This window comes from Vagococcus sp. WN89Y (assembly GCF_052220145.1).
GTDB lineage: Bacteria > Pseudomonadota > Gammaproteobacteria > Enterobacterales > Enterobacteriaceae > Kosakonia.
Genome location: NZ_JBQPOM010000030.1, coordinates 78,187 through 91,765 on the forward strand (window position 1 = coordinate 78,187; position 13,579 = coordinate 91,765).

At 53.8% G+C, this 13,579-nt stretch carries 13 protein-coding genes; 8 read left to right on the plus strand and 5 right to left on the minus strand.

Going from position 1 to position 13,579, the window contains the following annotated elements; all coding sequences use genetic code 11:
* Nucleotides 1-21 precede the first annotated feature (21 nt).
* The 4 genes from gyrB to dnaA form a co-directional block, all read right to left on the minus strand.
* A complete protein-coding gene (gyrB, locus tag ACTU3N_RS12625) occupies nucleotides 22-2,436 on the minus strand; it encodes a DNA topoisomerase (ATP-hydrolyzing) subunit B (RefSeq protein WP_443086481.1) in 2,415 nt (804 codons plus the stop codon).
* Between the two features lie 28 nt (nucleotides 2,437-2,464).
* Nucleotides 2,465-3,538 (minus strand): DNA replication/repair protein RecF, encoded by a 1,074-nt coding sequence (gene recF / locus ACTU3N_RS12630; RefSeq protein ID WP_443086482.1) that lies wholly within the window; start codon nucleotides 3,536-3,538, stop codon nucleotides 2,465-2,467.
* A 152-nt stretch (nucleotides 3,539-3,690) separates the two neighbouring features.
* Nucleotides 3,691-4,791, minus strand: coding sequence for a DNA polymerase III subunit beta (gene dnaN, locus ACTU3N_RS12635; protein ID WP_443086483.1), 1,101 nt, complete (start codon nucleotides 4,789-4,791; stop codon nucleotides 3,691-3,693).
* A 4-nt stretch (nucleotides 4,792-4,795) separates the two neighbouring features.
* Nucleotides 4,796-6,193, minus strand: a complete 1,398-nt coding sequence (gene dnaA / locus ACTU3N_RS12640) for a chromosomal replication initiator protein DnaA (protein WP_443086484.1) — start codon at nucleotides 6,191-6,193, stop codon at nucleotides 4,796-4,798.
* Nucleotides 6,194-6,487: 294 nt separating this feature from the next.
* Here dnaA and ACTU3N_RS12645 point away from each other — a divergent pair, with 294 nt between their 5' ends.
* From ACTU3N_RS12645 to ACTU3N_RS12680, 8 genes are all read left to right on the plus strand, one after another.
* Nucleotides 6,488-6,568 (plus strand): hypothetical protein, encoded by an 81-nt coding sequence (locus ACTU3N_RS12645; RefSeq protein WP_443086527.1) that lies wholly within the window; start codon nucleotides 6,488-6,490, stop codon nucleotides 6,566-6,568.
* A 228-nt stretch (nucleotides 6,569-6,796) separates the two neighbouring features.
* Nucleotides 6,797-6,937 carry a 50S ribosomal protein L34 gene (gene rpmH, locus ACTU3N_RS12650; RefSeq protein ID WP_000831330.1) on the plus strand — a complete coding sequence of 47 codons (141 nt, stop codon included), beginning with the start codon at nucleotides 6,797-6,799 and terminating at the stop codon, nucleotides 6,935-6,937.
* 16 nt (nucleotides 6,938-6,953) lie between these two features.
* Nucleotides 6,954-7,313 (plus strand): ribonuclease P protein component, encoded by a 360-nt coding sequence (gene rnpA, locus ACTU3N_RS12655; protein ID WP_017458071.1) that lies wholly within the window; start codon nucleotides 6,954-6,956, stop codon nucleotides 7,311-7,313.
* Nucleotides 7,277-7,534, plus strand: coding sequence for a membrane protein insertion efficiency factor YidD (gene yidD / locus ACTU3N_RS12660; protein ID WP_443086485.1), 258 nt, complete (start codon nucleotides 7,277-7,279; stop codon nucleotides 7,532-7,534). The genes rnpA and yidD overlap by 37 nt, the downstream gene beginning before the upstream one ends.
* 2 nt (nucleotides 7,535-7,536) lie before the next feature.
* On the plus strand, nucleotides 7,537-9,180 hold the full coding sequence (yidC, locus tag ACTU3N_RS12665) for a membrane protein insertase YidC (RefSeq protein WP_443086486.1): 1,644 nt from the start codon (nucleotides 7,537-7,539) through the stop codon (nucleotides 9,178-9,180).
* 76 nt (nucleotides 9,181-9,256) lie between these two features.
* Entirely contained in the window at nucleotides 9,257-10,621 is a 1,365-nt protein-coding gene (mnmE, locus tag ACTU3N_RS12670) for a tRNA uridine-5-carboxymethylaminomethyl(34) synthesis GTPase MnmE (RefSeq protein ID WP_443086487.1), read from the plus strand.
* A 218-nt stretch (nucleotides 10,622-10,839) separates the two neighbouring features.
* Entirely contained in the window at nucleotides 10,840-11,586 is a 747-nt protein-coding gene (locus ACTU3N_RS12675; protein WP_443086488.1) for a 4'-phosphopantetheinyl transferase family protein, read from the plus strand.
* A gap of 18 nt (nucleotides 11,587-11,604) precedes the next feature.
* Nucleotides 11,605-12,171, plus strand: coding sequence for an NADPH-dependent FMN reductase (locus ACTU3N_RS12680; RefSeq protein WP_443086489.1), 567 nt, complete (start codon nucleotides 11,605-11,607; stop codon nucleotides 12,169-12,171).
* A gap of 36 nt (nucleotides 12,172-12,207) precedes the next feature.
* On the opposite strand, the gene ACTU3N_RS12685 is transcribed toward ACTU3N_RS12680, so the two are convergent.
* On the minus strand, nucleotides 12,208-13,545 hold the full coding sequence (locus tag ACTU3N_RS12685; protein ID WP_443086490.1) for an NCS2 family permease: 1,338 nt from the start codon (nucleotides 13,543-13,545) through the stop codon (nucleotides 12,208-12,210).
* Between the last annotated feature and the right edge of the window lie 34 nt (nucleotides 13,546-13,579).

Consider the following 13,579-nt stretch of genomic DNA (forward strand, 5'->3'; position numbering starts at 1 on the left):
GAGAGTAACAAGCGCTAAAAATCAGATGTCGATATTCGCGGCTTTCAGGGCGTTCTCTTCGATAAAGGCGCGACGAGGTTCTACCGCGTCACCCATCAGCGTGGTAAATAACTGATCGGCAGCAATCGCATCTTTTACCGTGACGCGCAGCATACGGCGACTGTCCGGGTCCATTGTGGTTTCCCATAGCTGATCCGGGTTCATCTCGCCCAGACCTTTATAACGCTGGATGGAGAGGCCGCGACGGGACTCTTTCACCAGCCAGTCCAGCGCCTGCTCGAAGCTGGCAACCGGCTGGCGGCGATCGCCACGTTCAATAAAGGCATCGTCTTCGATAAGGCCGCGCAGCTTCTCGCCCAGCGTGCAGATACGACGGTACTCGCCACCGGTAATAAACTCGTTATCCAGCGGATAGTCGGTATCCACACCGTGCGTACGCACGCGGATCACCGGCTCAAAATGGTTCAGTTCTGCATTCTCGCGAATGTCGTACTTCCACACGCTGCCATGCGTTTCGTTCTCGTTCAGCACGCTAACCAGCTGAGAAACCCAGCGGGTCACTGCTTGCTCATCGCTGAGATCCGCTTCTGTGAGCGTCGGCTGATAGATGAGTTCTTTCAGCAGGGCACGCGGGAAACGGCGCTCCATACGCGTGATCATCTTCTGCGTGGCGTTGTACTCAGAAACCATTTTTTCCAGCGCTTCGCCTTGCAGCGCCGGCGCGCCTTCGGTGGTATGCAGGGTTGCGCCATCAAGCGCGATAGAGATCTGGTACTGATCCATCGCGTCATCATCTTTAATGTACTGTTCCTGCTTGCCTTTCTTCACTTTGTACAGCGGCGGCTGAGCGATATAAACGTGCCCGCGCTCAACGATTTCCGGCATCTGACGATAGAAGAAGGTCAGCAGCAGAGTACGGATGTGCGAACCATCGACGTCCGCATCGGTCATGATAATAATGCTGTGATAACGCAGTTTGTCCGGGTTGTACTCGTCACGACCAATACCACAGCCGAGCGCGGTAATAAGCGTAGCGACTTCCTGCGACGAAAGCATTTTGTCAAAGCGCGCTTTCTCAACGTTGAGGATTTTACCTTTCAGCGGCAAAATTGCCTGGTTTTTACGGTTACGGCCCTGCTTCGCAGAACCGCCCGCGGAGTCCCCTTCCACCAGGTAGAGTTCAGACAGCGCCGGGTCGCGCTCCTGGCAATCCGCCAGCTTGCCCGGCAGACCGGCCAGATCCAACGCGCCTTTACGACGGGTCATTTCACGCGCTTTACGCGCCGCTTCACGCGCACGGGCCGCATCGATAATTTTCCCGACCACGATTTTCGCGTCAGACGGATTTTCCAGCAGATATTCGCTGAGCAGCTCGTTCATCTGCTGCTCTACCGCTGATTTCACCTCAGACGACACCAGTTTATCTTTGGTCTGCGAGGAGAATTTCGGGTCCGGCACTTTGACAGAAACCACAGCTATCAGGCCTTCACGGGCATCGTCGCCGGTCGCGCTGACTTTCGCTTTCTTGCTGTAGCCTTCTTTATCCATATAGGCGTTCAGCGTACGGGTCATCGCCGCGCGAAAGCCCGCCAGGTGAGTACCGCCATCGCGCTGTGGAATGTTGTTGGTAAAGCAGTAAATGTTTTCCTGGAAACCGTCGTTCCATTGCAGCGCCACTTCCACGCCAATACCGTCTTTTTCGGTAGAGAAATAGAAAATGTTCGGGTGGATAGGCGTTTTGTTTTTGTTGAGATACTCAACAAACGCCCGGATACCGCCTTCATAGTGGAAGTGATCTTCTTTGCCGTCACGCTTGTCGCGCAGGCGAATAGAGACGCCGGAGTTGAGGAACGACAGCTCGCGCAGACGCTTGGCAAGAATTTCGTACTCAAACTCGGTAACGTTCGTAAAGGTTTCGAGGCTCGGCCAGAAACGCACCATCGTACCGGTTTTTTCGGTATCCCCGGTGACGCCCAGCGGTGCCTGCGGCACGCCATGCTCGTAAATCTGGCGATGAATTTTGCCATCGCGATGAATCACCAGCTCCAGCTTCTGCGACAGGGCGTTCACCACGGAAACACCTACGCCGTGCAGACCACCAGAAACTTTATAGGAGTTATCATCAAATTTACCGCCCGCGTGCAGTACGGTCATGATCACTTCTGCCGCCGATACGCCCTCTTCCGGGTGAATACCGGTGGGAATACCACGGCCATCATCCTGTACGGAAACTGAGTTATCGGCATGGATAGTGACGATAATATCTTTACAGTGACCCGCGAGCGCTTCGTCGATAGCGTTATCTACCACCTCGAATACCATGTGGTGCAGACCGGTGCCGTCATCCGTGTCGCCGATATACATACCCGGGCGCTTACGCACCGCATCCAGCCCTTTCAGGACTTTGATACTGGAGGAGTCATAAGAATTCGACATCAACGTTTCTCGCTCATTTAAACTTGGGTTAATCCGTTATTTTACCCTTTTCCACGGTGAACATCTTCGAATTTTTGTCCGACATGTCCATAACGTGTTCAGCGCTGATAGCGCTGACGAAAACTTGCGACTGCGTGGCTTTTAACCGGCTGGCTAATAACCCGCGCTTTTCGTCATCAAGCTCCGAGGCAAAATCATCTATAAGGTATAAACAGCGTCGTCCGCTTTCACGCGTTAAAAACTCCCCCTGCGCCAGGCGCAGCGCGCACATCAGGAGTTTGAGCTGCCCGCGCGACAGCGTATCTTCTACCGGCGCACCGTCGGCACGAATGCGGAAATCCGCTTTATGCGGACCGTGGGCGGTATAGGTCAACATGCGGTCGCGCTCAAAACTGCGCTCCAGCACCTCGGCGTAGTCCGTCTCTTTTTCCCATCCGCGCTGGAATGAGAAGGTCAGGGAAAATTCCGGCAAAAATTGTTGGCAGGTATCCGCCATATCTTCGGCGATCGCCGCGCTGTACTCGGCGCGCCAGCGGCTTATCTGCTCCGCCAGCGGGATCAGCTCTTTATCCCACGGGCGCAGCTGTGCGTAATGACTCACCTGGCGCAACGCGGCGTTACGCTGTTTCACCAGGCGTTTGAGATTGCTCCAGGCGGAAAAAAACCCGGCTTCGTTGTGAAAGCATCCCCAGTCAATGAATGCTCTTCTGTATTTGGGGCCGCCGTTGAGTAAAGTAAACCCCTCCGGCGTAATCAGTTGCATCGGCATCAACAGCGCCAGTTCCGCGACTTTGTGCCCATCCGTACCATCAATGCGTACTTTGCTGTCACCCTGCTTATCTTTGGTCAGTCCAATAGCGGTTTCGCGCTCTTCGCCCTGCAATCGGCCGTGCAGAACAAAAGCGTCCTGTTCATGACGGATAACCCGCCCTATCTGTAGGCTGCGAAAAGCGCGGCCATGTCCCAGCGTGTAGATAGCTTCCAGCACGCTGGTTTTTCCGCTGCCGTTGGTTCCAACCAGGAAATTAAAGCCAGGAGAGAGCGCAAGATCCGCATTTTCTATGTTGCGGAAATCTTTAATAAGAAGGCGGGTCAATGACATATAAAACGATTCCGGGCCTAAGTCCAGGGGCGTGAGTGTCGCAGCCAGTTCGTCTACCGCCAGCGCGCAAAAAGCGGAGCGTACACAGAGTACGTGAGCATTTCGAGCACTGCCGGGAGGCGAAATGGCAAGTAAACCAGCCCCTTTATGGGCTACAAACGCATAGGCATGACAACATAGGCCGCGCTCTGTGAAGCCGCATCCTCAATCTGCACGCTCGAAACTGAATCCGTCAGCAATATCCGCACATTTTCGCACTTCAGTACATTGAGAACGTCCAGCACGTAGCTTACGTTGAAGCCGATCTCCATTTCGCTGCCTGCGTAGGTGACGTCAAGAAACTCTTCAGCTTCTTCCTGCTCCGGGTTATTTGCCGTGATTTTGATCTGGTTTTCACTGACGTACAAACGCACGCCGCGGAACTTCTCGTTAGAGAGAATGGCCGCGCGGGCAAACGCCTGCTTCAGCAGATCGCAGCCTGCTTCCAGAGTTTTGTCCGGGTTCTTCGGCAATACGCGGCGATAATCCGGGAAACGACCGTCAACCAGCTTCGATGTGAAGATGAAATCACCCACGTGAGCGCGGATATTATTGCTGCCGATTTGCACACGCAGCGGTGTGTCGCCGCCGTCCAGCATACGCATCAGCTCAATGACGCCTTTTCGCGGCACGATCACCGAATGGTTCGGCAGCGCCTCACCGATTGGCATCGAGCAAACCGCCAGGCGGTGCCCGTCCGTCGCGACGGTACGCAGCTCCTCGCCCTCGGTCTCAAACAGCATGCCGTTCAGGTAGTAACGTACATCCTGGTGAGCCATAGAAAACTGCGTGGCTTCGATCAGGCGCTTCATGGTGGCCTGCGGTAGCGTAAACTCTACCTCGCTCTGCCAGTCGTCCAGGTTCGGGAAGTCGGCAGCAGGCAGCGTGGAAAGTGAAAAACGGCTGCGACCGGAACGAATCAGCATCCTTTCGCCTTCCAGCTGCACGGCAATCTCTGCGCCTTCAGGCAAGCCACGGCAGATATCAAAAAATTTCCGCGCCGGTACGGTTGTTGCGCCTGGCTCGTGTGGCTGCCCAAGCGAAAGACGCGCCACCATCTCCATTTCGAGATCGGTTCCGGTAAGCGACAACGCGCCTTCGGTAACCTGAAGCAGCAGATTACCGAGGATCGGTAACGTAGGGCGTCCGCCCAGCGGGCCGCTAACCTGTTGCAGCGGCTTTAGTAAATGTTCACGTTCAACGGTAAATTTCATAGCGTCACGAAGATAGTGTTCTGATTAAATTGGAAAAATCTTCTTTTATATCATGGCTTTCTTCACGCAACTGCTCAATCTTACGGCAGGCATGGAGTACGGTAGTATGGTCCCGGCCGCCAAACGCATCGCCGATTTCCGGCAGACTGTGGTTGGTCAGCTCTTTCGCCAGCGCCATCGCCATCTGGCGCGGACGCGCTACCGAACGGGAGCGGCGCTTTGACAGCAGATCCGCCACCTTGATCTTGTAGTACTCTGCCACCGTCTTCTGGATATTGTCGATGGTGACCAGCTTTTCCTGCAGTGCCAGCAGATCGCGCAGCGCTTCACGCACAAAATCAATGGTGATAGCGCGGCCCGTGAAGTTAGCGTTAGCAATGACGCGGTTCAGCGCACCTTCCAGCTCACGCACATTTGAGCGCAGACGCTTGGCAATAAAGAAGGCGACTTCACCCGGCAGACGGATATCGTTTTCGTCCGCCTTTTTCATCAGGATAGCAACGCGTGTTTCCAGCTCCGGCGGTTCGATCGCCACAGTTAAGCCCCAGCCGAAACGGGACTTAAGACGATCCTCAACACCGTTAATCTCTTTGGGATAACGATCCGAGGTCAGGATTATCTGTTGATTACCTTCCAGCAATGCGTTGAAGGTATGGAAGAACTCTTCCTGGGATCGCTCTTTATTGGCAAAGAACTGAATATCATCGATAAGCAATGCATCAACGGAGCGGTAGTAGCGTTTAAACTCTTCGATAGCATTGTTTTGCAACGCTTTTACCATATCCTGGACAAAGCGTTCGGAGTGCATATACACCACTTTTGCATTGGGCTTACGCGCTACGATGCCGTTACCCACGGCGTGCAAAAGGTGCGTTTTACCCAGACCGGTGCCGCCATATAAAAACAGCGGGTTATAAGCGCCGCCTGGGTTGTCAGCAACCTGGCGGGCCGCAGCGCGCGCCAGCTGGTTGGATTTACCTTCGACGAAGTTATCAAAGGTATGTTTGACGTTTACGTTAGAGCGATAAGTCGGTTCCGCCGGTGCCGGAACATTGTCCCAGCCTGAGCGCGCGGCTGGCGCTGCACGCTGGACAACGACCTGCGCGGCCTGGGCAGGCGCTGCAAGGTTTGCCGGTTCTTTCAGGGTCTGGTTGGCCGGGCGCGAGCCGACCTCAAAGTGCAGCTGTGGGGCATCCGTACCGCAGAAATCATTCAGCAGCCCGTTGATATTATTGAGGTACTTATCTCTTACCCAATCGAGCACAAAACGGTTTGGCGCATACAAAGCCAGCGTGTTATCGCTCAATTCCGCCTGCAACGGGCGTATCCACATGCTGAATTCTGTGGCTGGTAACTCATCCTGCAATCGGGCAAGACACTGCTGCCAAAGCGAAAGTGACACGGCGGACTCCACTCGAACGAAAATCGATAAATAGTAAAGACAGAAACATTAATGTTTTTTGACACACGTCGATAAGACCCAACCGGGTGACGTGCGAACCGCTCTTTGCGGTTTTTGCCCTGTTCACGATCCCGGATCGCGATCGGAACCGCGGATCATAACGTAAACCGAGGCAGAGATCTTCTGTTTATCACAGATTCTTCACTATTTATCCACAGGGCAATTCCGAACCGGGTAAGTGTAAACGATCAGGCAGGCGTGCGGCACGATTTACGCCGCATATTGGAAAATTTAATGAGTAAGGACAATTTTTGGCTTAATCGATCTAATGAAGATCCGGGCCGATCCTTGCGCTTTACTATTAGCTACGTATAATTCAGCCCCCGGCGCGTTATGCTCTTTTTAGTCGTCGAACGCTGCTTATATTTTGCACAAACCTGTGCAAAAATAGGTGCGCTATAAGGAAAGTGAATTGACTCCGGAGTGTACAATTATTACAATCCGGCCTCTTTAATTACCCATGACTTACGCGCCTGTCGTTCGATAACTGTCCAGGCATACGCAAAAGTCAGTGAATTTATTCAAGTTTAGGTAGAAATCGCCATGAAACGCACTTTTCAACCGTCTGTACTGAAGCGCAACCGTTCTCACGGCTTCCGTGCTCGTATGGCTACTAAAAATGGTCGCCAGGTTCTGGCTCGTCGTCGCGCTAAAGGCCGCGCACGTCTGACCGTTTCCAAGTAATAAAGCTAACCCCTGAGTGGTTAAGCTCGCTTTTCCCAGGGAGTTACGTTTGTTAACTCCCACTCATTTCACATTCGTCTTCCAGCAGCCACAACGGGCTGGCACGCCGCAAATCACCATCCTCGGCCGCCTGAATTCGCTGGGGCATCCCCGTATCGGTCTTACCGTCGCCAAAAAAAATGTTAAACGAGCCCATGAGCGCAATCGGATCAAACGTCTGACGCGTGAAAGCTTTCGTTTACGTCAGCATGAACTGCCTGCAATGGATTTTGTGGTGGTGGCGAAGAAAGGGGTTGCCGACCTCGATAACCGTGCTCTCTCGGAAGCGTTGGAAAAACTATGGCGCCGCCATTGTCGCCTGGCTCAAGGCTCCTGATTGCCCTCATTCGGGTCTATCAACGCCTGGTTAGTCCTCTACTCGGGCCGCATTGCCGTTTCACACCAACCTGCTCTCACTATGGAATTGAGGCATTGCGCAGGTTTGGAGTGATAAAAGGCAGTTGGTTGACAGTGAAACGCGTATTAAAATGCCACCCTTTACACCCGGGTGGAGACGATCCCGTCCCGCCAGGGCCTTCTAAAACCAGAGAACACTAACGATGGATTCGCAACGCAATCTTTTTATCATCGCTTTGTTGTTCGTGTCTTTCATGATCTGGCAAGCGTGGGAGCAGGATAAAAATCCTCCTCAAACGCAGCAGACCACGCAGACTACGACCACCGCAGCGGGTAGCGCAGCCGACCAGAGCGTACCGGCCAGTGGCCAGGGAAAACTGATTACGGTTAAAACCGATGTGCTTGAGCTGACCATCAACACCCGTGGTGGTGATGTTGAGCAGGCACTGCTTCCGGGTTACCCGAAAGAGCTGGGCTCCAGCGAGCCGTTCCAGTTACTGGAAACGACGCCTCAGTTTGTTTACCAGGCACAAAGTGGCTTGACCGGTCGTGATGGCCCGGATAACCCGGACAACGGCCCACGCCCGCTGTATAACGTGGAAAAAGATGCGTTTGTACTGGCTGATGGCCAGAACGAACTGGCGATCCCGCTGACTTACACCGATGCAAACGGCAACACCTTCACCAAAACATTCACGCTCAAACGCGGTGAATATTCGGTGAATGTTGATTACAACGTGCAGAACGTGGGCGCAAAACCGCTGGAAGTGGCAAGCTTCGGCCAGCTGAAGCAGACTATTGATCTGCCGTCGCATCGTGATACCGGTAGCAGCAACTTTGCGCTGCATACCTTCCGTGGCGCGGCTTACTCCACGCCTGACGAGAAGTATGAGAAGTACAAATTCGACACCATCGCGGATAACGAAAACCTGAACGTCACCTCTAATGGCGGCTGGGTTGCGATGCTGCAACAGTACTTTGCGACTGCGTGGGTTCCACGTACCGCTGGCGCAAACAACTTCTATACCAGCAATTTGGGTAACGGCGTTGCGGCTATCGGTTACAAGTCTCAGCCGGTGAAAGTTCAGCCAGGCCAGACTGGCACGCTGAGCAGCACCCTGTGGGTCGGCCCGGAAATTCAGGACAAGATGGCAGCCGTTGCGCCGCACCTGGATTTAACCGTGGATTACGGCTGGCTGTGGTTTATCTCTCAGCCGTTGTTCAAACTGCTGAAGTGGATCCATAGCTTCCTGGGTAACTGGGGCTTCTCCATCATCGCTATCACCTTTATCGTGCGTGGCATCATGTACCCGCTGACCAAAGCGCAGTACACCTCCATGGCGAAGATGCGCATGCTGCAGCCGAAAATTCAGGCTATGCGTGAGCGTCTGGGTGATGACAAACAGCGTATGAGTCAGGAGATGATGGCGCTGTACAAAGCAGAGAAAGTGAACCCGCTGGGCGGCTGCTTCCCGCTGCTTATCCAGATGCCTATCTTCCTTGCGTTGTACTATATGCTGATGGGCTCCGTTGAGCTGCGCCATGCGCCGTTCGCGCTGTGGATTCATGACCTGTCTGCACAAGACCCGTACTACATCCTGCCGATTCTGATGGGCGTGACGATGTTCTTCATCCAGAAGATGTCGCCGACCACGGTAACCGACCCGATGCAGCAGAAGATAATGACCTTTATGCCGGTCATCTTCACGGTGTTCTTCCTGTGGTTCCCGTCAGGTCTGGTGCTGTACTATATCGTCAGCAACCTGGTGACCATCATTCAGCAACAGCTGATTTACCGCGGGCTGGAAAAACGTGGCCTGCACAGCCGCGAGAAGAAGAAGCCCTGATAAATAGCTTCATTCTTTAATCAGACAAGGCGGTCATCAGACCGCCTTTCTTATTTTGAGGTATCGGAAAAAAACTATGAGCCATAACGACACTATCGTCGCCCAGGCAACCCCACCGGGACGCGGTGGTGTGGGCATTTTGCGTATTTCTGGCACCAAAGCGCGCGACGTCGCACAGGCCGTATTAGGCAAATTACCCAAGCCGCGTTATGCCGATTATCTGCCCTTTCTGGATGCCGACGGCACCGCGCTGGACCAGGGAATTGCTTTGTGGTTTCCGGGGCCAAACTCCTTTACTGGCGAAGACGTGCTGGAGCTGCAAGGCCACGGCGGCCCGGTGATCCTTGATTTACTGTTAAAACGCATTTTAACCCTGCCGGGATTGCGCATCGCTAACCCTGGCGAGTTCTCCGAGCGCGCCTTTCTCAATGATAAGCTCGATTTAGCCCAGGCTGAGGCGATTGCCGACCTGATTGACGCCAGTTCCGAACAGGCGGCGCGCTCCGCGTTGAACTCGTTACAGGGGGCGTTTTCCGCACGCGTAAATCATCTGGTGGAAGCACTTACTCACCTGCGCATCTATGTGGAAGCAGCGATTGATTTCCCGGATGAAGAAATCGACTTTCTCTCCGATGGCAAAATAGAAGCCCAGCTAAACAACGTGATTACCGATCTGGATGCAGTGCGGGCCGAAGCGCGCCAGGGCAGCCTGCTGCGCGAAGGCATGAAGGTAGTGATAGCCGGTCGCCCTAACGCAGGTAAATCGAGCCTGTTAAACGCGCTGGCCGGGCGTGAAGCGGCTATCGTTACGGATATCGCCGGTACCACGCGCGACGTGCTGCGCGAGCATATCCATATCGACGGGATGCCGCTGCACATTATCGATACCGCGGGATTGCGCGAAGCCAGCGACGAAGTGGAACGTATCGGTATCGAACGTGCCTGGCAGGAAATTGAGCAGGCCGACCGGGTACTGTTTATGGTTGATGGCACCACCACCGATGCGGTTGATCCGCAGGACATCTGGCCGGACTTTATTGCACGCTTGCCGGGGCGTTTACCCATCACCGTTGTGCGAAATAAAGCCGATATCACCGGCGAAACGCTGGGCATCAGCGAAGTGAATAATCACTCACTTGTACGTCTCTCGGCACGTACTGGTGAAGGCGTTGATGTTCTGCGCCAGCACTTAAAGCAGAGCATGGGCTTTGATACCAGCATGGAAGGAGGCTTCCTGGCGCGCCGCCGTCACTTGCAGGCGCTGGAAAAAGCCGCAGAACATTTGCAGCAGGGTAAAGCGCAGCTGTTGGGTGCCTGGGCGGGCGAACTGCTGGCAGAAGAGCTTCGTCTTGCTCAGCAGAGCCTGAGTGAAATTACCGGCGAATTTACCTCAGATGATTTATTAGGACGTATATTTTCCAGTTTTTGTATTGGTAAATAATCGCAGAACGGCCGTTTTAACGGCCGATTCTGAGCCAATCGCCACAAATCGCTGCCAAAGCCTGATGTTTACAAATTTCCTATAATCGTCTGGATAATGTTTAAATATATCCAACCAGGACTTTTCTGAAACGAATTTCCGCATTAAAACCTGGACAGTTTGCGCGATAATATAAATTATCGATTGATTATTTTCAGACCATTATCACGGAGCGAAAAATGGCAACGCATTTTGCAAGAGGGATCCTGTCAGAAGGGCATCTCGTCTCAAACCGAATCCCTCAGGCCAGTTATGATATTGCCAGTCAGTTGCCGGAACACCGTCGCTCACGTTTTCTTGCCTCCCGCGCTTTACTCGCCGAAATGATATTTATGCTCTATGGTATCAGCGAGCTGCCGGAGATTATTGTCGAGCCCAGCGGGCGCCCGAAGTTTGCAGATACCAGCCTGCCGCATTTTTCGTTAGCCTATGCGGGAAACATGGTCGGCGCCGCGATTACCACTGAAGGTGAATGCGGCCTTGATATGGAACTCCAGCGAGCCACCCGTGGCTTTCATAGCCCGCACGGGCAAAAACCGCCGCGTTTAACGAATACAGAACAGTTATGGATCAATAATCAAAACGATCCTAATGAAGCGCAAACCCAGATCCTGACACTGCGCCAGTGTGTGATGAAGCTGATTCATCGTATGCAGGACGATCCCCAACAGCTACAGCTTTTACCCGGGGCCGGGCGACTGCGTGTGACCGGTCTGACGCAGGTTGAAGTGATGAGCGATGCAGAGGATGTGCTGATCTGGTCGGTGGCCGTCAGCCCGGCAATCGAAAGCCTGAAAATTTGGGAGTTCGATAGTCAAAAAGGCTGGCGTTACCTTTCCGACGTGCAAACGCGCGCCAACGATCCTGCCTCACGCCTGATGCGATTCACCAGTTTGCCCGCAGAAAAATCGCTGATTTTTAACTGATAGGTTAAAGGAGTCATAATGTCTGATGCTCTGAAAGTCGTTACGCTACTGGGTAGCCTGCGTAAAGCTTCATTCAATGCAATGGTGGCGCGCACGCTGCCGAAAGTTGCGCCGACAGGTATGGAGATAGCAGCGCTGCCCTCTATCGCCGATATTCCCCTTTATGACGCCGATCTCCAGCAGGAAGAAGGTTTCCCGCAGACCGTGGAGGCTATCGCGTCACAAATCCGTGAAGCAGACGGTGTGGTCATCGTTACGCCGGAATATAACTACTCTGTTCCCGGCGGGTTAAAGAACGCGATCGACTGGCTCTCCCGCCTGCCGGAACAGCCGCTGGCCGGTAAGCCGGTGCTGATTCAAACCAGCTCGATGGGTGCCATCGGCGGCGCGCGCTGCCAGTATCATCTGCGCCAGATTCTGGTATTTCTGGATGCCATGGTGATGAATAAGCCCGAATTTATGGGCGGCGTGATTCAAAACAAAGTGGATCAGCAGACGGGAGAGGTAGTCGATCAAAGCACGCTCGATCACCTGACCGGGCAATTAACTGCTTTTGGCGACTTTATCCAGCGCGTGAAGCGATAGAAGATTGCCCTCTTCATAACGAAGAGGGCATCACGATTAATGTGCGTCAATAAAGACGATTTTCAGCAGGAAAAGCAGCGCAACCGCAACCACGCACAGGCTGAGATCGCGCAGGCGGCCGGTGCCGATTTTCATCACACAGTAAGCAATAAAGCCAAGCGCAATCCCCTCAGTAATAGAGAAGCTAAACGGCATCATCACTGCGGTAATAAACGCCGGGACGGACTCGGTTAAATCATCCCACTTCACGCGCGCCAGGCTTGATGTCATCAACACGCCAACATAAATCAGCGCACCCGCCGCAGCGTAGCCCGGCACCATCCCCGCCAGCGGCGACAGGAAGATAACCAGCAGGAACAGCAGCCCCACGACGACAGCCGTCAGACCAGTACGCCCACCAACAGACACGCCAGAAGAAGATTCGATATAGGCGGTGACCGAAGAGGTGCCAATAAAAGAACCGGCAACCGATGAGATGCTGTCTACATACAGCGCCTGCTTCATACGCGGGAATTTGCCGCGTGCATCGACCAGGCCTGCTTTATCAGTCACGCCAATCAGCGTACCGGAGGAGTCAAACAGGTTGACCAGCATAAATGAGAAGATGACGCCAGCCAGGCCAAGGTTAAATGAACCGGCTAAATCAACGTTACCCACCACGGTGGCTACGCTCGGCGGCGCAGAAACGATACCGTGATACTGCACATCACCCAGCAGCCAGCCCAGCAGCGTAGTGACAACGATAGAGATCAGCACCGCCGCGTGAATGTTACGCGACGCCAGGATAGCAATGATAAAGAACCCCAGCACACCGAGCAGCACGCTGTGAGATGTCAGGTTACCAATGCTTACCAATGTGTCTTTATTCGCCACAATCACGCCTGCGTTTTTCAGGCCCATCATACCGATAAACAGACCTATGCCGCTGGTGATCCCCACGCGCAGACTCAGCGGGATATTGGCAATCATCCAGTAACGAACGCGGAAAAGGGTTAACAGCAACAGACCAACCGCGCCCCAGAATATGGTGCCCATACCAATCTGCCAGGAAAGGCCCATTGCGCCCACAACCACAAAAGCAAAGAAGGCGTTCAGCCCCATCGCCGGTGCCAGTGCGACCGGAAGATTAGCGACCAGCCCCATCAGAATGCTGCCAAATGCAGCGATCAGGCAGGTGGTCACAAAGACTGCGCTGGTGTCCATCCCCGCCACACCTAAAATCTGCGGGTTAACAAAAACGATATACACCATCGTCAGGAAGGTGGTGAAACCGGCGATCACTTCGGTGCGGGCCGAAGTTCCGTGCTCGCGCAGTTTAAACACGCGGTCGAGCAACCCCTGGCTTGATGCCTGGGTAGACTGTTGTTGGCTCATTATCTGTTTCCGGGTAAGGAAGGAAAATTCGTCG

Excerpts from the sequence above, each read along its gene's own strand:
- gyrB (WP_443086481.1), bottom strand. The coding sequence starts at position 2,436 with ATGTCGAATTCTTATGACTCCTCCAGTATCAAAGTCCTGAAAGGGCTG.
- recF (WP_443086482.1), bottom strand. The coding sequence starts at position 3,538 with ATGTCATTGACCCGCCTTCTTATTAAAGATTTCCGCAACATAGAAAAT.
- dnaN (WP_443086483.1), bottom strand. The coding sequence starts at position 4,791 with ATGAAATTTACCGTTGAACGTGAACATTTACTAAAGCCGCTGCAACAG.
- ACTU3N_RS12645 (WP_443086527.1), top strand. The coding sequence starts at position 6,488 with ATGAGTAAGGACAATTTTTGGCTTAATCGATCTAATGAAGATCCGGGC.
- rpmH (WP_000831330.1), top strand. The coding sequence starts at position 6,797 with ATGAAACGCACTTTTCAACCGTCTGTACTGAAGCGCAACCGTTCTCAC.
- yidD (WP_443086485.1), top strand. The coding sequence starts at position 7,277 with ATGGCGCCGCCATTGTCGCCTGGCTCAAGGCTCCTGATTGCCCTCATT.
- yidC (WP_443086486.1), top strand. The coding sequence starts at position 7,537 with ATGGATTCGCAACGCAATCTTTTTATCATCGCTTTGTTGTTCGTGTCT.
- mnmE (WP_443086487.1), top strand. The coding sequence starts at position 9,257 with ATGAGCCATAACGACACTATCGTCGCCCAGGCAACCCCACCGGGACGC.
- ACTU3N_RS12675 (WP_443086488.1), top strand. The coding sequence starts at position 10,840 with ATGGCAACGCATTTTGCAAGAGGGATCCTGTCAGAAGGGCATCTCGTC.
- ACTU3N_RS12680 (WP_443086489.1), top strand. The coding sequence starts at position 11,605 with ATGTCTGATGCTCTGAAAGTCGTTACGCTACTGGGTAGCCTGCGTAAA.
- ACTU3N_RS12685 (WP_443086490.1), bottom strand. The coding sequence starts at position 13,545 with ATGAGCCAACAACAGTCTACCCAGGCATCAAGCCAGGGGTTGCTCGAC.